Below are 17834 nucleotides of genomic sequence, written 5' to 3' on the forward strand. Positions count from 1 at the left end.
TCGCGGCCTGGCGCACAGCACGCCAGATGTCCGTACGAGATGCGGCCCCGCGCTCCCCGGCCTGCTCAGTGCCCGCGCCCGGCCGCCTTGCGTACGGCCTCTATGAACCGGCGTGCCGCGGGCGGCCCGGTCTCGCCCGGCGCCGGGTCGTGATCCCCCAGGGTCAGCAGGTAGCGCTGGCCGTTGAGGTCCGCGAGCGCCCGGTCGTCGGCCGCGAACCAGGGCTTCGACGCGCGCACCGCCTGCACGGGAGCGCTGTCGATCTCGCTGCCGTAGCTGGTGAGCAGCTCCAGCCTGCCGTCGCTGATCCGGACCTGCCCGGCCCGGGTGAGGGAGCGCAGCCTCTTCCCGATTCGCACGCCCGTGGCCGTGAACTCCGGCTCCGCCATGATGCTCCGCCCCCTTGTCGGCTTCCGCCGAGATGCGTGGTGATCCCGCCTGGAACGTGATCCATTGTGCGCCCCCGTGCCGTGCAGTCTGCCTGCCCCCGGCGTCGAGCACCAGTGCGTACGGCACTCTCCGGCAACGGGCGGAAGCACTCACCGGGATGCGCCCCACCCCCCGCCGGCTCCCGCCCGACCCGCGGCGGCCCCCTGCCCACAGGTCTGCCTTTGATCCACCCAAAGGGATGTTTATGCAGGTGAGAGGCGTGTTGAAGGTGTCTATGATCGGGACGTACGGCTGCGCAAGGACGCCGTCGGCACGCCCATCACAAGGAGCCCGACGTGAGCATCCCCGACCCCACCGGGACCGCCGAAACCCTCGACACGCTCGACGTCGACCGCAGTGACGCCGACTACCGCGCCTGGCTCAAAGAGGCCGTCCGCAAGGTCCAGGCCGACGCCAACCGCTCGGCCGACACGCACCTGCTGCGCTTCCCGCTGCCCGAGAAGTGGGGTATCGACCTGTATCTGAAGGACGAGTCGACCCACCCCACCGGCAGCCTCAAGCACCGCCTCGCCCGCTCGCTCTTCCTGTACGGACTGTGCAATGGCTGGATCCGGCCCGGCCGCCCGGTGATCGAGGCGTCCAGCGGCTCCACGGCCGTCTCCGAGGCGTACTTCGCGAAACTGATCGGCGTGCCCTTCATCGCGGTGATGCCCCGCACGACCAGCGCCGAGAAGTGCCGCCTGATCGAGTTCCACGGCGGCCGATGTCACTTCGTGGACGACTCCCGGAAAATGTACGAGGCCTCGGCGGCCCTCGCGGCCGAGACCGGCGGCCACTACATGGACCAGTTCACCTACGCGGAACGGGCCACGGACTGGCGCGGAAACAACAACATCGCCGAATCCATCTTCCGCCAACTGGAGTTGGAACGTTTCCCGGAGCCCGCGTGGATCGTCGCCACGGCCGGCACCGGCGGCACCTCGGCGACGCTCGCCCGCTACGTCCACTACACGCAGCGCGACACCCGTATCTGCGTAGCGGACCCGGAGAACTCCTGTTTCTTCGAGGGCTGGACCACCGGCGATCCGGACGTCACCTGCGACTGCGGCTCCCGCATCGAGGGCATCGGCCGCCCCCGCATGGAACCCAGCTTCGTCCCCGGCGCGGTGGACCGCATGATGAAGGTCCCCGACGCGGCCAGCATCGCCGCGGTAAGAGCCCTGGAACAGGCGATCGGCCGCAAGGCAGGCGGCTCCACGGGCACAGGCCTGTGGAGCGCCCTCAAAATCATCGCGGAGATGGTCGCAGGGGCCCAACAGGGCAGCGTAGTAACCCTCCTGTGCGACCACGGCGACCGCTACCTGGACAAGTACTACTCGGACACCTGGCTAAAAGACCAAGGCCTGAACATCACGCCTTACAGGTCGGCGATCGAGGCTCTACTGAAAACAGGCGTGTGGACGACCCCCTAGGGGCCCCTGAAAGGCCGCCGAAGGCGCCTTTCAGGGGCGCGGGGAACTGCGCGACAAGCCACAACGGCGCAGCACCCGCAAACCCACCCCCCAAGGCACCCCTCTAGGCGCCCTCACCCGCAACAACCAGCCTCCGCAAATGCTCAGAGACCTCATCCCGAGCCTCAGAAACCAACCCCGAGTCCGTAACCAACGTATCCACCTGCTCCAACGCCGCGAACGAACTCAACCCCACCGTCCCCCACTTGGTGTGGTCGGCAACGACAACAACCCGCCGAGCCGACTGCACCAGCCGCCGATTCGTCTCAGCCTCCGCAAGATTCGGCGTGGACAACCCGGCCTCGACAGATATCCCGTGCACCCCAAGAAACAGCACGTCGAAATGCAGCGACGCAATCGCCTGATCGGCCACAGGCCCGACCAGCGAGTCGGACGGAGTCCGCACCCCACCCGTCAACACCACCGTCGCCGCCCCCTGCCGCTGCCCCGACACCCGCTGCGCGGCGTGGAACACATCAGCGACCCGCACGGAGTTCGTCACGACGGTCAGATCCGCCACGTCCAGCAACTGATGCGCCAGCGCGTACGTCGTCGTACCACCCGACAGCGCGATCGCCGAGCCCGGCGCGACCAGCTCCGCCGCTGCCCGCGCGATGTCCTCCTTGGCCGTCAGCTCAAGGCCCGACTTGGCCTCGAACCCCGGCTCGTGGGTGCTCGCCTCGACCACCGGCACCGCGCCGCCGTGGACCTTCTCCAGGACGCCCTGGCGGGCCAGCGCGTCGAGGTCGCGGCGGACCGTCATGTCCGACACGCCGAGCTTGCGCGTCAGTTCGTTGACGCGAACGCCCCCGCGCCGCCGTACCTCGTCGAGGATCAGGGCGCGCCGCTGCTCCGCGAGGAGGTTCTGGTTGTCATTCACGACCGCTCCACGTCCTTCCGGGGTTCCTCCGGGCCTGTCGGTCCACTCGCCCCCACCATCTCCGACACGTCCCGCACACCCGCTGCAAACCTGCTGCGAACCCGCTCCGACAAGGACATTCCTCCTGCTACCGGCCCGGCGGACGTCCCATACTCGCATGGGCCGGTACTCGTCGCGCCACTGCCCGTCACGACGCGAACATGTCACTCTGGCAACACGGGCTCCTCGCACGTCACACGGATCGGGGAGATTCCGTGACGAGAGGTGTACGGAGCCCACTCGGCGGAGATCCTCCAGTCCCGCACGGCATCGTTCCCTGACCGGACGACAGCCGTCGGTGTGACACGGGGGAAGTACGAGCAACGGGGGAAGTGCGAACAGTGGAACAGGCACAGGAACGAGCCTCGAAGTCCGGGGCGAACGGCGCGGCGAGGCCGCCCGAGGAGACGGGGGCGACCAGCGGTATCGCCCTGGAACTGCTGGTCCACGGCGTGGGCGGCGCCACGCCCGAGAAGATGCTCAACGATCCACGGACCGTCCGTGTCACCGGCGACGACACGGCCGCCGTGTTCCGGCGCGTGGACGACGAGAAGGCGGAGGACCGTCCCGTCGATCCGGACGGTGCACCGGTGCGCGAGGCGTACGTCTGGTGCAACCTCACCTCCGGCAACGGCACGCGCGCCCTGTGGCTGTTGCTGCTGCCGTTCATGGTGGTCAACCTCGCCCACTGGATGCGCCCCACCGCCCGCAACCGGCCGGGCACGGTCCGGCTGTACGGCCTTCTGGTGCGCCTCGCCGGTCTGACCCTCACGGTCCTGCTGGTCGCCGCCGCCTGTGAGGTCGCCCTCGACCTGACGGCCTGGCAGTGCGCGGGCACGCGCGCGTGCGCCGAGGCGCACTCCTGGCTGGGCTTCCTCTCGCCGACCGAGTCGGACGGCGGCTGGTGGAGCGAGCCAGGCCGCCGCCTCGCCCTGGCCGCCGTGGTGCCCGCCGCGCTCACCGGCCTGCTGTGGTTCCTGTCCCGCCGCACCTGGAGCGCGTACGAGTCCCAGAAGCCGCTGACCCACGCCCCGGAACCCTCCGACGACAACATCCGCACGGCGCTGGGGCGGCCCGGGTTCTGGTACGGGCGGCGACTGGTCGCCCGGCTGCGCGCCGCGCACACCGCGGCCGGCCTGCTGACGGTCGCCGCAGCCCTCGGCTCCGCCGCCTCCCGCCACGACCGCGAACCCGGCGGTCCGGCGGCCCTGGAGGCGCTGTCCCGGCTCCTGGACGTGGCGCTGATCGCCGGGGCCGTCGCCGTGGTGTGGGTGGTGTGCCGCCGCGGGCGCACCGAGAGACGCCTCGACCAGGAACTCGACGCCCGGCTCGTCCGCCTCCTCCCGGGTGCCGCGCTCGCCCTGCTGCTCCTGACGGCCGTGTACGCCGGCTGGTCGCGCCCCGGGTGGCGGTCGACGGGGCGGCTGCCGGGCGACACGACCTTCGGCACCATCGCGCTCCTCCAGGGCCTCCTCGTCCTCGTCCTGGTCGTCGTCGCCCACCTGCTGTACCGCGCCCACCCCGACCCGCGTGCCGCCATGCGCGGCTTCGCCGGACCCGCCGTCGCGACGCTCGCCTGCGCGCTCGGCGGCGTGATGTCCGGCGGTGTGTCCCAGCGCGTCGCCGACTGGCTGGACGGCACCGGCGGCACCATCGAGGGCCCGCCCGTCCTGCTGACCTGGCAGGCGTCCGTGATCCCGGCCGCCCTCCTCGTCGTCCTGGGCCTGGTCGGCTGGCTGGCCCGGCGCACCCTGCAACTGCGCCGCGGCGAGCTGGAGGCCGTGGAACAGGACTACGCCGACGGTTCCGGGCAGCCCCTGGACGACGCCCGCACCCGCCGGATCGCGAGCACGCGCGCGATGGCCGCCCTCACGGACCGGGCACCTCGCATCCTCGGCATCACCTCCGCGGCGACGCTGCTCCTGGGCGCCGCAGCCCTGGCCGGAGCCCAGCTCACGGACGACACGCCCGGAGACGCCTCCCACGGCTCGTACGCCATCGTCCAGGGCGCCGCCGAGACCGCCCAGGCACTCGGGTCCTGGCTGATCGGCGTCGGCTTCCTGCTGTTCGTCACCTGGGGGCGGCGCGCCTACAAGGACGCCTCCGCGCGGCGCACCATCGGCATCCTCTGGGACGTCGGCACCTTCTGGCCGCGCGCCGCCCACCCCTTCGCCCCGCCCTGCTACGCCGAGCGGGCCGTGCCCGACCTGACCTGGCGCATGGCCACCTGGACCGAGGAGACCGGCGGCCGTCTGGTCATCTCCGGGCACTCCCAGGGCAGCGTCCTCGCGGCTGCCGCCGCCTGGCAGCTCAAGCCGTCCGTGCGCAAGCGTGTCGCCCTGCTGACGTACGGCTCACCGCTGGAGCGCCTGTACGGGCGCTGGTTCCCGGCCCACTTCGGCCCCGCCGCGCTCACCTCGCTGCACCACGACGTGGCCTGCTGGCGCAACCTGTACCGGCTCACCGACCCCATCGGCGGCCCCGTGCATCTGCCCGGCGACTGCGGCCCCGAGGTGGACCGCGCACCGCTCAAGGACCCGCTCTCCTACGGCCGTACCAAGAAGCATCCGCTGCCCGCGCCGATCCTCGGGCACTCCGACTACCAGGCCGATCCGGCCTTCGCCGAGGAGCGCGAGGAACTGCTGAAGCGGCTGCGGCCCCGCGAAGGGGTGCCCGCTCAGGGCAGCTCGGGCAGGTCCTCCGGGTAGAGCAGGGTCAGGTCGTCCGTGCTCGGCTCGGCGTGCTGGGCGACCCGGCCCGCGTGCCGCTCGACCATCGCCTCGAACGTCTGCCGGGCCGTACGGCCGTTGCCGAACGTCGCTCCCTTGGGGATCTCCGTGAAGTACTTCAGGAGAGCCTCGGGGGAGCCGGGGCCGAGCCGGTACTCGTGCTCCTCCGACTGCTGCTCCACGATCCGCAGCAGCTCCTCGGGGCCGTAGTCACCGAAGGTGATGGTCCGCGAGAAACGGGACGCCACACCGGGGTTGACCGACAGGAAGCGGTCCATCTCGGCCGTGTAGCCGGCGACGATCACGACGACGGCCTCCCGGTGGTCCTCCATCAGCTTCACCAGCGTGTCGATGGCCTCCTTGCCGAAGTCCCGGGCGGAGTCCTCCGGGGACAGCGCGTACGCCTCGTCGATGAACAGGACACCGCCGCGCGCCCGGTCGAAGGCCTCCTGGGTGCGGATCGCCGTCGAACCGATGTGCTCGCCGACCAGGTCGACCCGGGACACCTCGACGAGATGGCCCTTCTCCAGGACGCCGAGCGCCGCCAGGATCTCGCCGTACAGCCGCGCGACCGTCGTCTTGCCCGTACCGGGGGAGCCCGTGAAGACCAGATGGCGGCGGGCGGAGGCGGCCTTGAGACCCGCCAGCTGCCGGCGCCGGCCGACCTCGATCATGTCGGTGAGGGCCCGCACCTCGCGCTTGACGCTCTCCAGGCCCACCAGCGCGTCGAGTTCACCGAGCACGTCCTTCGAGGACCGCGCGGCCTTCTCCGGCTCCGGGGCGGTGGCCGCCGACTCCTGCTCGGTGGCGCGCTGGCCCGGGATCGAGCCCAGCAGCCCCGGCGACTGCGTGACCGTCTGGACGGCCGTCTCCGGCACCGGGGACGGCCGCAGGGCCGCGCTCTCGTCGCTGGTGCAGTCCTCGACGACCGGACCGCCACCGGGAGCCGTGCCCGGCCCGCCCTCCGCGAACTCGTAACCACCGCGCGCGCACCGCTCCGTACGGCACTTCGTCAGGGTCGTACGGCAGCCGTCTATGACATGGAAGCCATAGCCCTCACTGCCCGTCACCCGGCAGTTCAGGAAGCTGCCCCGGCCGCCCGCCGACACATAGAAGCCCGCCTCGGCGGGGGAGTCGACCGTGCAGCGCTCGACGGTCGGGTCGGCGCCCTTGGTGACGATCACACCCGTCTGCGTACCGACGACCGTGCAGCCGCTCAGCGTGCCGCCGCTGCCGTGGTCGCGGAACCAGGCACCCGTCGCCGCGTCCCGGATCCGGCAGTCGTCGAGCTGCGCCGTCGCGCCGTCACTCACCGACACGGCCGTGTTGCGGACCTGAGAGAGGTCGCTGTCGACGACGTCCGCGCGGGAGCCCCGATCGAGCACGAACAGGGCGTCCGGCACGTCGTGCACCCGGCAGGACTCGAGGACCGCCGTGGCGCCGTCGCTGATCCACACCGCCGGATAGTCGCCGGTGCTGTCGAAGATCTCGCACTGGTTGGCGTCCACGCGCGTGCCCGGGTCCCACACCGACAGCCCGTTGCGCCCGAACTGACGCACCGTCGTGCGCGTCAGCGTGAGGACCGAGCGGGACCGCAGATCGACCGCGTTCTCCGGGATGTCGTGGATACGGCAGTCGGCGAGCGTCAGTACGGCGTCGGTGTCGAGCGTCACGCCGTCCGCGGACGTCCGGTGCACATCGCAGTCGGTGAGGTGGGCGGTGGCCCGGCCGGTGACCTGGACGCCGCTGCCCTTGACCTCGTACACCTCACAACCGATGCCCTCCAGCGCCGAGTTCTCGCCCGAGACGGACAGCCCGACGCCCGAGGCGTGGTGCACCCGGCAGCGCTCCAGACGCGGATGCCCGCCGTCGCGCACGGTCACGCCCGCCTGCCCTGCCGCGACGACCTCGCACTCCTCGAACACCCCGCCCGCGCCGTCCAGTACGGCGATACCGGCGCCCGCCGGGTTGTCGACCGTGCAGCGCCGGACCGTCGGTCTCGCGCCGCCGCGCACCTCGATGCCGGCGGCGGACCGTGTCACGATCCGCAGGTCCAGCAGCTCCGGCGTGCCCTCCTCGACGAGCAGGGCGGGCGCGGTCGAGTCCTGGCCCTCCACATGCAGGTCCTGGACGACCGCGGAGGCGCGCACGGTGAGCGGCACACCGTCCACGGGCGCGATCCGTACGGAGCCGGGGGAGCCTTCGGGGCCGCGCAGCGTCACCGCCCGCTGGACGACGAGGTTCTCCCGATAGGTACCGGGAGCGACCGTGAGGACGTCACCGTCCGCCGCGGCCTCCAGGGCGGCGGCGAGCGACGCGTACTCACCCGTGCGGCGCCGCCACCTCGATGTGCCGGTGTGCGTCACCTGGACCGTGCCCTGTGCCATGGCGCTGCTGTGCCCCCACCTCGTGGAACGCGGGATGTCGCGGAAGGTGCCGAACGATGTCGGCCGGTCCACCGTAGCGTGCGCGGGCACGGTGGGTTGACCAGAGCCGGAACGAGGTCAACTGCCGGTCCCGGTCCGGCCCCAGTCGGGTCCGGCCCGGTCCCATGCCTGGTCCCAACGGGCGTACCGGCGACGGACCATGCGCCAGACGATCAGGCGCCGGCCGCCCTCGACGAACCCGGCCGACAGGACGGTCGCGCCGAAGCCGGCGAGAACCGCGTGGGTCGTCGCGGTGGCGGTGTCCAGTGGACGGGCGGTTATTCGCCCCTGTTCGTCCGTCCACAGCGTGAAGTGGTCGCCGGGATGCGGGGACTTGAGGTTCGCCAGGACCTTGCCGTGCTGCTCGGTGCCGTCAGGGCCCGTCCAGTCGGCCTCCACGCGGCTTCTCGCGTCCCGCGTGGAGGACGTCTCGGGGTCGGGCTCCAGCGCGGAGCGGGCGAGCTTCTTGACCACGGTGGCCGTCACGAGATGCCGGGCCTCGCGCTGGTCCCGTACGGCCTGTTGCAGCGCGTCCTGGGCGACACCGCCGATCAGGAGGCCGATCAGGGGCGCCGCCAGCAGGATCAGCAGCAGGGCCGTCAGTGCCACCCAGGCCTCGGCCAGGTCGGTCGCGCGGCGCAGTGGATTGTGCCGCCAGCGCCAGAGTCCGCCGATCGCCCGCAAAGCCGCACCCCCTTCCCGCTCCGTGATAACCCCGGTCGGAGCAGTTCACGCACAAAGCCGGTCGAAGAGAGAGCGAAATCACCTCTCACCGTCTCTTACCGGCCGTCTCGTGAACTTCTCACCAAAGCCAACGGTCAGGCCCCGTGCCGGTGTTCCCGCCTACGCGAGGATCCTGAACGGATCGCCGACCCGGATCGTCCCGGGGTTCTCGGGGACCAGGTTCTGGCCGAACACCAGCTGGTTGCCGAAGCGGCGATGGCGGCCGAGCGTGCGCAGCGGTTCCCGTCCGCGTTCGGCGGTCTCCTGGTCGGTGGTGGTCACCACGCACCGCCCGCACATCTTGGCCACCCGGAAGGCGACCTCACCGATGGCGATCCGGGACCAGCCGTCCTCGGCCCAGGCGGCGGTCCCCGCGACCACCACGTTGGGCCGGAAGCGGTTCATGGGGAGCGGGCCCTCCTGCGGGTGATCCCCCCGCGCGATCAGTGAGTTGAGGGCGTCCAGCGAGGCGAGCGTGGTGAGCAGCAGCGGATAGCCGTCGGCGAAGCTCACGGTCTCGCCGGGCCGCGCGAACTCGGGGTCGACCGCGCGGCGCGTGGCCGGGTCGTCCATGTGCAGGAGACGTACGTCCTCGCCCAGATACCCGCTGCACCAGACATGCGCCCCGTCACCGGCGGGCACGGCCTCCACCTTGGTGCCGAAGATGTCCACCGTCGTCGTGTCCGTCACCTCCGGGACGGACAGGGTCAGGGGCGCGCGACCGGGCGCGGACAGACGAATTCCGCCGCCGGGCAGAAGCTCGGCGGCGGCCTGTGCCAGACGCGGTTGCTGGCGCTGTGTGACGACCTTTCCCCCGGCGTCAATCAGCACCCAGCGTCGGTCTCCGGCCAGCCCCCAGGGCTCCACCTCGGCTTGCCGGGGCGACTCGCCCCGGAACGCCTTGACCGGATGGATGTGAATCGAGTGCAGCTCCGCGTTCCCCATACCGCCATCGTGCCAAGGCACGGACACTCCGGGGGCCAGATCAGTACCCGCGGTACTGCTGGTTGTTGTACGGCTCCTGGTACGGCGCGGGGGCCGGGCGGGGAGCCGCCGGGCGCATCGCCTCGTAGCCGGTGGCCGCCGCCGGACGCTGCTGCTGCATCGGCTGGCCCGCACCGGCGGGGTAACCGCGCGGCGGTGCCTGCTGCGGGATGTACGCGGCCGGCGCCTGCTGCAGCGGCGAGGGCTGCTGCGCCTGCGGGTAGCCGCCGTAGGAGGGGGCCTGCTGGGACGGGCCGGCCGGCAGCGCCGGGAGCGCGGACGGCAGGGCGGGCAGGTTGAAGCTGCTGCCCGTGTCGTACGCGGCGGGGACCCGGATCGGGGCGATCTGCGGGGCCCCCCGCTCGGCGACGAGCGAGTCGTAGATCGGGGTGTCCGGGAAGGCGGAGTAGTAGCCGCCGCCGTAGGTGGAGCGGGGGGAGGTCATGGCACATAAGTTAAGCCCACGATGAGCTGGTTGGGGAGACCGATAAGAGGGTTGTTTTCCGTGTCGGCAGTGACGCGGGACCCCCAATGCGAGCGAACTTGTCAAAAAGGGGCACCAGCTCATGCTGAGATCAGGTAAAGGCCAGGTTCCGGCCGGGTTACCGACGGGTCGCCCCGCGTTCCCCGGGCGTTCGTCAGGGGAGTCCAACAGGAGTTCACAGGCCCGGGAGAATAGGTTGGGCCGCGAGGCGATCAGAGATGGGGGCAGCCATGGCAGCCATGTCAATGTCCAAGGGGTCGAACGTTCCGGTGCCCACGGCGGCGCTCCGGGTCGAACTGGGCCGGCGCTCCGGGCCGGGCGTCCCCGACACGGACGCCTCCGCGCTGCTGCTCGTGGCCGGAAAGGTCCGTTCCGACGGCGACTTCGTCTTCTACAACCAGCCCGTGCACTCCTCCGACGCGGTCCGGCACGAGGGCAAGCGTGACAGCGGGGGCCGGGTGACGGACACCCTGCTCGTCGACCTCACGCGCGTGGAGCCCGCGGTCGAGACCGTGGTCCTCGCCGCCTCCGCCGACGGAGGAACGTTCGGGCAGGTCCCCGACCTGTACATCGAGGTCCGGGACGCGGCGCAGGGCACGGTGGTCGCCCGCTTCGACAACGCGGGCGCCAGTGTCGAAACGGCGTTCGTGCTCGGCGAGTTCTACCGCAGGCAGGGCGCCTGGAAGTTCCGCGCGGTCGGGCAGGGCTACAGCAGCGGCCTGGCGGGCCTGGCCACGGACTTCGGCATCACCGTGGACGAGCCCCAGCACACACCCGCCCCGCAGACCGCCGCCCCCACGCCTCCGCCTGTCGCACCTCCGGTGACCATGTCCCGGCCGGTCGCACCGCCCGTGACCGCGCCCCCGCCCGCGCCGCCCGCCCCTCCCGCGACGCCGGTACGCCTGACCAAGGTGACGCTCACCAAGGAGGCCCCGTCCGTCTCGCTCACCAAGCAGGGCGGCACCTCGGGCGCGCTGCGCGTCAACCTCAACTGGCAGGTGCACAAGCAGTTCTCTGGGTGGGGCAGCAAGCTCGGCCGGGCGATCGCCCAGCACTCCGATCTCGACCTCGACCTGTGCGCCCTGTTCGAACTCTCCGACGGCAGCAAGGGTGTCGTACAGTCCCTCGGCAACGCCTTCGGGGCGCTGCACCAGCCGCCGTACATCCACCTCGACGGCGACGACCGCACCGGGGCGATGTCCAGCGGGGAGAACCTCACCGTCAACCTGGACCACATCCAGGCCTTCCGGCGCATCCTCATCTTCGTGACCATCTACGCGGGCGCGCGTTCCTTCGCCGACCTGCACGCCACGGTCACGCTGACCCCGGCGAACGGCGCGGCCGTCGACTTCTCGCTCGACGAGTGCACGGTGCCCTCCACCGTGTGCGCGCTCGCCCTGATCACCAACACGGGTGGCGATCTGATGGTCCAGCGCGAGGCCCGCTATCTCGTGCCCGAGCGCGGAGTGAGCCCGCAGCGGACCGTCGACCACGCCTACGGCTGGGGCATGAACTGGACCCCGGGCCGCAAGTGACGCGGGCCGGTCAGCTCTCGTCCGTGGCGGCCTCCGGACGCGCGTACGTCCGGCCCTTCCAGGCGGCGCCGCGTCCCCGGTAGTGCTGCACCGCCGAGTCGACCGTCATGAGGAGGTACAGGAACGCCGTGAACGGCAGCAGGGGAGCGAGCCACAGCGGCTGCCCGTAGTAGCGCAGCATCGGGACGTACGTCCCCGCCATCACGAGCCACGCGAGCCCGCCGCACACCGCCGCGGCCGTCGTCCCGGTGACGAGCCCGGCCAGCAGGGCGAACGGCGGCACCAGATACACCAGGGCGAGGCCGAGCACCGTACCGAGCAGGAGCGACGGGCTGTGCCGCAACTGCGCGTACGCGCTGCGCGAGACCATCCGCCACAAGTCGTGCAGCCGCGGATAGGGCCGCACGCTGTCCACCCGCTCGGCGAGCCCCAGCCAGATGTGGCCCCCGCCGCCCTTCACGGCCCGCGCGAGCGCCACGTCGTCGATGACGGCCTGCCGGATGGCGTCCGGGATCCGGGCCCGCTCGGCCGCCTCCGTACGCAGCAGCACGCAGCCGCCCGCGGCAGCCGCCGTCCGCGACCCCTTCCGGCCGATCCGGCGGAAGGGATAGAGCTGCGCGAAGAAGTACACGAAAGCCGGTACGACGAACCGTTCCCAGACGCTCGCCACCCGCAGCCTGGCCATCAGTGAGACGGCGTCGTAGCCGCCGCCCCGCGCCGCAGCCACCAACTCCCGCAGACTGTCCGGCGCATGGGCGATGTCCGCGTCCGTCAGCAGCAGGAACTCGGGTCCACGCGCGCGTGCAAGGCCGATGCCGTGGCGTACGGCCCACAGCTTGCCCGTCCAGCCCGCGGGCGGCTCCCCGGGCGAGTCCACGGTCAGCGGCAGCCCACCGTGGCGCCGAGACAGTTCCCGGGCCAGCTCCCCGGTGCCGTCCGAACTGCCGTCGTCGACCAGGAAGACCTCGGCCCGCCCCGGATACTCCTGCGCGAGCAGTGACGGCAGGCTCGAGGGCAGCACGGCGGCCTCGTCACGGGCCGGCACGACGACACAGACGGACGGCCAGGTCTCCGGCTCCCGCTCGTACGACGGCAGCCTGACGTCCGTACGCCAGAAGAAGCCCTGGCACAGCAGCAGCCACAGCCAGGCGGCGAGTGATCCGACGGCGATCCACACAACGGCGCTCACCCGCCGCAGTCTGCCCCACCCCAAAGGGCCGCAGGGGCACGCCGTTTATAGTGACCGGGTGAAGATCGCGCTCATGGACTCCGGAATCGGACTTCTGCCGGCAGCCGCAGCGGTACGGCGGCTGCGGCCCGACGCGGATCTCGTGCTCTCCCTGGACCCCGCGGGCATGCCCTGGGGCCCGCGCACCCCGGAGGATCTCACCGAGCGCGCCCTGGCCGTCGCCGAGGCCGCCGCCGCGCAGCGGCCCGACGCCCTGATCGTCGGCTGCAACACCGCGACCGTGCACGCCCTGACCGCCCTGCGCGCCCGCCTCGAACCGGAGCTGCCGGTAATCGGCACGGTCCCGGCGATCAAGCCCGCCGCCGCGGGAGGCGGGCCCTTCGCGATCTGGGCGACCCCCGCCACCACCGGCAGCCCCTACCAGCGCGGCCTCATCAAGAACTTCGCCGAAGGTGTTGCGGTCACCGAGGTCCCCTGCTGGGGACTGGCCGAAGCAGTCGAACACGCGGACGAGACGGCGATCGACGCCGCCATCGACGCCGCGGCAGCCCTCACCCCCGACGAGGTAACGACCGTCGTCCTGGGCTGCACCCATTACGAACTCGTCGCCGAACGCATCCGCGCGGCGGTCCAGCAGCCCGGCAGCCCGCCGCTCGTCCTGCACGGCTCGGCCGGCGCGGTGGCCGCCCAGACGCTCCGCAGGCTCGGCGCCCACCCCGCCCCTGAGGCGCCGGCCGAGGGCACCCTCACCGCGCTGTTGAACGGCGTCGCGGGCCCGCTGCCCGCCCCCGCGCTGGCCTACGAGGAGGGCAGGCTGCTCCAGGCGGCCACCCCCGTCCGCTGACCGGAGCAGTCACCCTCCGCAAGCCGGTGCCCGCGGAGCGGAACCTGAGTAGTCTCATAAGCATGAGGGACCACCCCCACGACGAACACGTCGAAACCGAGCCGACCGACGTCTGGACCGGCCGGGCGACCAACCGTGCCCAGTGGATCCTGGCCCTCGGCGGCTGTGCCTTCATGGCTCTCGGTATCGAGCTGGCCGTCGACTCGGCATGGACGTCCGGCGTCGCGCCGCTCGCCATGTCCGTCGTGGGCTGCATCGCGGCCGGACTGCTCGTCCTCTTCGGCACCCTCGCGTTCGTGCACGTCGCCGTGAAGGTCGACAAGGACTCCCTCGAAGTGCGCTGCGGCCACATCGGCCTGCCGCGCCGCCGCATTCCGCTGTCCCAGATCGTCGGCGCCGACTTCGTGGCCAGGGTCACCCCGCGCCAGTGGGGCGGCTGGGGCTACCGCTGGCGGCCCCACCAGGGCACCGCGGTCGTCGTACGCCGGGGCGAGGGCCTGGTGCTGCGCCTCGGGGACGGGCATACGTTCACGATCACGGTGGACAACGCGGAGGCCGCCGTACGCGTCATCCGGGACCGGCTGAGGTCCGGCGCGGCCGGGGCCACGCACTGACGTTCCCGACGCCCTCGTGGCGGTCTAACGGCGTTCCCGCGCGCGTGTCGTTGTCGTGTCCGGTGTCTCGTAGACCAGGGGGCGGGCCGTCGCCAGGCCCGCCAGGAGGCCCGCGCCCGCCGTCACCGTGGTGAAGCTCAGTACGTTGCCGACCGTCGCCAGGACAGCCAGACCCGTCAGGGCCGCGCCCGCCGTCAGTGCGACGGGCGTGGGGCGCGGGGTGCGCCACAGGGCGTACAGCACCCAGCAGAAGACCGCCGCCAGCAGGACCACGCCGACCACACCCTGCTCGGCCGCCTGCTGGAGCGGCGCGGAGTGCGGTCTGGACTCGGCCGGCAGCGCCTGCGAGGCCGTGCGGCTGAGTTCCGCGAACCTGCCGGGGCCCACACCCAGCGCCGGGTCCCGGTGGGCCAGCAGCAGGGCGTCGCGCCACAGACCGACCCGGTGACCGCTCAGCTGCCCCTCCAGCGAGTCGGCGAGCCCGTCCGGCAGTACGTCCTCGGCGACCGCCCAGGCCGTCCCGGTCACCACGGCCGTCGCCAGCGCCAGCCCCGCCAGGCCCACACCCCGGCGCCGCATGTGGTCGGCGGCGAGCGAGCACAGCAGGACGGCCGTACAGAGGGCGAAACCGGCGATCGGGCCGAGGACCAGCGACGCCACCGTGATCCCGGCGGCCAGGGCGCGCAGCGCCAGTCGCAGCAGCGGAGGCCGGGCCGCCCAGGCCGCACAGCAGGCGGCGCCGGTGGCCAGCACCAGCAGCGCGGCAACGGCCCCGAGATGCCCGGGCGGGGTGGCGATCTGCGGCCCCGGCAGGGTGTGCGGGGCGGCCACCGCCAGACCGAGCCCGGCCAGCGCCGCCGTACAGGGGGCGGCGACCGGCAGCAGCGCCCCGCAGATCCGGCCCGACGCGTAGCCGGCGGCCACCGCGAGCACCGCCAGGAGCACGCCCTCGGGGCGGCCGTCGTGCGTGGCCGCCGTGATCAGCGACCAGGTGGCACACGCGCCCAGCACGACGACGCCCGCCGCGTCGGAAACGTTTCGTCTCTCGCCGTCCGCCGCCTCGTCGGCCGCAGACGTCCTCCCCGTGGAACCCAACCCGCCGCCCCCCGACCTGTGACGGGCCCCGACCGCGCGGGCCGTCGCCGGCGCGCACGTCAGAGGCTCCGGCACACCGTAACGGCTGGTGCGCCATTTGTGGACGAGTTACGCAGGAACGATGCTGCGGACGGGCCGGGGCGGGCCCCCTCCCACGGGCCGGACCGTGCTGTCGGCGTCTTAGGCAGGCGCCGTACACTCCCGGAGTGACCGCCACCGCTCCTTCCACCACCGAGCCGGACCAGCTCGAACCGCAGCTCGCGCCCGCTTCGCGCCGCGCGCGGCTGCTGCGCCTCTGGCCGGCCGCCACCGCCGCGCTCGCCGGAGTGCTGCTGTACGTCAGCTTCCCGCCGCGCACCCTGTGGTGGCTCGCCCTGCCCGCCTTCGGCGTCTTCGGCTGGGTGCTGCGCGGCCGGTCCTGGAAGGTCGGACTCGGTCTCGGCTACCTCTTCGGTCTCGGCTTCCTGCTGCCGCTGCTGGTGTGGACCGGCGTCGAGGTCGGCCCGGGGCCCTGGCTGGCACTGGTCGTCATCGAGGCGGTCTTCGTCGCGCTGGTCGGCGCGGGCATCGCGGCCGTGTCGAAGCTGCCCGGCTGGCCGCTCTGGGCGGCGGCCGTGTGGATCGCGGGCGAGGCGGCACGCGCGCGCGTGCCCTTCCGCGGCTTCCCCTGGGGCAAGATCGCCTTCGGCCAGGCGGACGGCGTCTTCCTGCCGCTCGCCGCGCTGGGCGGCACCCCGGTGCTCGGCTTCGCCGTCGTCCTGTGCGGATTCGGGCTGTACGAGACCGTGCGCCAGGTGATCGAGTGGCGCCGCACCGGTGCCGTACCGCATGTCGCGGCAGTCGTCGCCGCGCTGAGCCTGGTCGTCCCCGTGCTGGGCGCCCTGGCCGCGCGGGCGCTGGTCAGCGACAAGGCCGAGGTCGGCACCGCGACCGTCGCCGTCATCCAGGGCAACGTCCCGCGCGCGGGCCTCGACTTCAACTCCCAGCGGCGTGCCGTCCTCGACTACCACGCGCGCGAGACCGAGCGGCTGGCCGCCGAGGTGAAGGCGGGCAAGGTTGCCCAGCCCGACTTCGTCCTGTGGCCGGAGAACTCCTCCGACATCGACCCCTTCGCCAACCCCGACGCCGCCGCTGTCATCGAGAACGCGGCCAAGGCGATCGGCGCGCCCATCTCGGTCGGCGGCGTCGTCGAACGCGGCGGCAAGCTCTACAACGAGCAGATCCTGTGGGACCCGGAGAAGGGCGCGACGGACACGTACGACAAGCGGCAGGTCCAGCCCTTCGGCGAGTACCTCCCGCTGCGCTCGCTGCTCGAACACATCAACAAGAACTGGACCACCATGGTCCACCAGGACTTCAGCCGGGGCAGCAAGCCCGGTGTGTTCACCATGGACGGCGCCAAGGTCGGCCTCGCCACCTGCTACGAGGCCGCCTTCGACTGGGCGGTGCGCGACACCGTCACCCACGGCGCCCAGATGATCTCCGTTCCGAGCAACAACGCCACCTTCGACCGCAGCGAGATGACCTACCAGCAGCTCGCCATGTCCCGGATCCGCGCCGTCGAGCACAGCCGGACCGTCACCGTCCCGGTGACCAGCGGCGTGAGCGCGATCATCATGCCGGACGGGAAGATCACGCAGAAGACCGGCATGTTCGTGGCCGACTCGCTCGTCCAGAAGGTGCCGCTGCGCTCCTCCGAGACCCCCGCCACCAAGCTCGGCATCCTGCCCGAGATGCTCCTCGTCCTGGTCGCCGCCGGCGGTCTCGGCTGGGCGATCGGCGCCGGTGTGCGCGGGCGGCGCGCCGGTGGCGTGTAGCCGTACGCCGGTGGCACGCCCCCTTGATCAACAAGGGTGACCGGGCGGCCCGGTTAGGGTCGTGGCATGGCTACTCCTGACTTCATCAGCGCTCTCCGTGCCTCCGCCGGCCGCCAGTTGCTCTGGCTTCCCGGTGTCACCGCCCTCGTCTTCGACGACGAGGACAGAGTGCTCCTGGGCCGGCGCACCGACACCCGCAAGTGGTCGGTGGTCGGCGGCATCCCGGACCCGGGCGAGCAGCCGGCGGCGTGCGCGGTGCGGGAGGTCTACGAGGAGACGGCGGTCCGGTGCGTGCCCGAACGGGTCGTGCTCGTCCAGGCTTTGGACCCGGTGACGTACGAGAACGGGGATGTCTGCCAGTACATGGACATCACCTTCCGCTGCCGGGCCGTGGGCGGGGAGGCGCGGGTCAACGACGACGAGTCGCTGGAGGTCGGCTGGTTCGCGGTGGACGCGCTGCCGGAACTGAACGAGTTCGCGCTGTTCCGGATCAAGCAGGCGATGGCCGACGCCCAGGCGCCCACCTGGTTCGACACGACCGGTTTCGCCAGCTTCGAGTGACCCCGGATTGTCC

At 72.1% G+C, this 17834-nt stretch carries 15 protein-coding genes; 7 read left to right on the forward strand and 8 right to left on the reverse strand.

What is annotated here, in order from left to right:
• Positions 1-65: 65 nt before the first annotated feature.
• Positions 66-389, reverse strand: coding sequence for a hypothetical protein (locus ACWCRB_RS14695; RefSeq protein WP_450996386.1), 324 nt, complete (start codon positions 387-389; stop codon positions 66-68).
• Positions 390-725: 336 nt separating this feature from the next.
• Here ACWCRB_RS14695 and ACWCRB_RS14700 point away from each other — a divergent pair, with 336 nt between their 5' ends.
• Positions 726-1862, forward strand: coding sequence for a PLP-dependent cysteine synthase family protein (locus tag ACWCRB_RS14700; RefSeq protein WP_450996387.1), 1137 nt, complete (start codon positions 726-728; stop codon positions 1860-1862).
• Between the two features lie 103 nt (positions 1863-1965).
• On the opposite strand, the gene ACWCRB_RS14705 is transcribed toward ACWCRB_RS14700, so the two are convergent.
• Positions 1966-2781 carry a DeoR/GlpR family DNA-binding transcription regulator gene (locus ACWCRB_RS14705; protein WP_369031903.1) on the reverse strand — a complete coding sequence of 272 codons (816 nt, stop codon included), beginning with the start codon at positions 2779-2781 and terminating at the stop codon, positions 1966-1968.
• A gap of 380 nt (positions 2782-3161) precedes the next feature.
• Here ACWCRB_RS14705 and ACWCRB_RS14710 point away from each other — a divergent pair, with 380 nt between their 5' ends.
• Positions 3162-5528: a hypothetical protein gene (locus tag ACWCRB_RS14710; RefSeq protein WP_450996388.1), complete on the forward strand. Its 2367-nt coding sequence runs from the start codon at positions 3162-3164 to the stop codon at positions 5526-5528.
• Here ACWCRB_RS14710 and ACWCRB_RS14715 read toward each other — a convergent pair.
• The 4 genes from ACWCRB_RS14715 to ACWCRB_RS14730 all read right to left on the reverse strand — a co-directional run bounded on the left by ACWCRB_RS14715 (position 5498) and on the right by ACWCRB_RS14730 (position 10127).
• Complete coding sequence (locus ACWCRB_RS14715; RefSeq protein ID WP_450996389.1) at positions 5498-7936, reverse strand: right-handed parallel beta-helix repeat-containing protein; 2439 nt, start codon at positions 7934-7936, stop codon at positions 5498-5500. The two genes, ACWCRB_RS14710 and ACWCRB_RS14715, sit on opposite strands and share 31 nt — an antisense overlap.
• 117 nt (positions 7937-8053) lie before the next feature.
• The gene (locus ACWCRB_RS14720; protein ID WP_450996390.1) at positions 8054-8659 is read right to left on the reverse strand and encodes an Rv1733c family protein; all 606 of its coding nucleotides are present in this window, start codon (positions 8657-8659) and stop codon (positions 8054-8056) included.
• A 159-nt stretch (positions 8660-8818) separates the two neighbouring features.
• Positions 8819-9643 carry an MOSC domain-containing protein gene (locus ACWCRB_RS14725; RefSeq protein WP_450996391.1) on the reverse strand — a complete coding sequence of 275 codons (825 nt, stop codon included), beginning with the start codon at positions 9641-9643 and terminating at the stop codon, positions 8819-8821.
• Between the two features lie 40 nt (positions 9644-9683).
• A complete protein-coding gene (locus tag ACWCRB_RS14730; protein ID WP_450996392.1) occupies positions 9684-10127 on the reverse strand; it encodes a DUF6643 family protein in 444 nt (147 codons plus the stop codon).
• A gap of 278 nt (positions 10128-10405) precedes the next feature.
• Here ACWCRB_RS14730 and ACWCRB_RS14735 point away from each other — a divergent pair, with 278 nt between their 5' ends.
• Positions 10406-11701: a TerD family protein gene (locus ACWCRB_RS14735; protein WP_450996427.1), complete on the forward strand. Its 1296-nt coding sequence runs from the start codon at positions 10406-10408 to the stop codon at positions 11699-11701.
• 10 nt (positions 11702-11711) lie between these two features.
• On the opposite strand, the gene ACWCRB_RS14740 is transcribed toward ACWCRB_RS14735, so the two are convergent.
• Positions 11712-12878 (reverse strand): glycosyltransferase, encoded by a 1167-nt coding sequence (locus ACWCRB_RS14740; RefSeq protein ID WP_450996428.1) that lies wholly within the window; start codon positions 12876-12878, stop codon positions 11712-11714.
• Positions 12879-12948: 70 nt separating this feature from the next.
• Here ACWCRB_RS14740 and ACWCRB_RS14745 point away from each other — a divergent pair, with 70 nt between their 5' ends.
• Both ACWCRB_RS14745 and ACWCRB_RS14750 read left to right on the forward strand, forming a co-directional pair.
• Positions 12949-13734, forward strand: a complete 786-nt coding sequence (locus ACWCRB_RS14745) for a glutamate racemase (protein ID WP_450996393.1) — start codon at positions 12949-12951, stop codon at positions 13732-13734.
• A gap of 62 nt (positions 13735-13796) precedes the next feature.
• A complete protein-coding gene (locus ACWCRB_RS14750; RefSeq protein WP_450996394.1) occupies positions 13797-14348 on the forward strand; it encodes a hypothetical protein in 552 nt (183 codons plus the stop codon).
• A gap of 24 nt (positions 14349-14372) precedes the next feature.
• Here ACWCRB_RS14750 and ACWCRB_RS14755 read toward each other — a convergent pair whose 3' ends face one another.
• The gene (locus ACWCRB_RS14755) at positions 14373-15443 is read right to left on the reverse strand and encodes an O-antigen ligase family protein (RefSeq protein WP_450996395.1); all 1071 of its coding nucleotides are present in this window, start codon (positions 15441-15443) and stop codon (positions 14373-14375) included.
• Between the two features lie 206 nt (positions 15444-15649).
• On the opposite strand from ACWCRB_RS14755, the gene lnt reads away from it, so the two are divergent.
• Both lnt and ACWCRB_RS14765 read left to right on the forward strand, forming a co-directional pair.
• Complete coding sequence (gene lnt, locus ACWCRB_RS14760) at positions 15650-17260, forward strand: apolipoprotein N-acyltransferase (protein WP_450996396.1); 1611 nt, start codon at positions 15650-15652, stop codon at positions 17258-17260.
• A gap of 66 nt (positions 17261-17326) precedes the next feature.
• Positions 17327-17821: an NUDIX hydrolase gene (locus ACWCRB_RS14765; RefSeq protein ID WP_450996397.1), complete on the forward strand. Its 495-nt coding sequence runs from the start codon at positions 17327-17329 to the stop codon at positions 17819-17821.
• The last annotated feature ends 13 nt before the right edge of the window (positions 17822-17834 follow it).

The organism is Streptomyces sp. NPDC002156 (genome assembly GCF_053593675.1).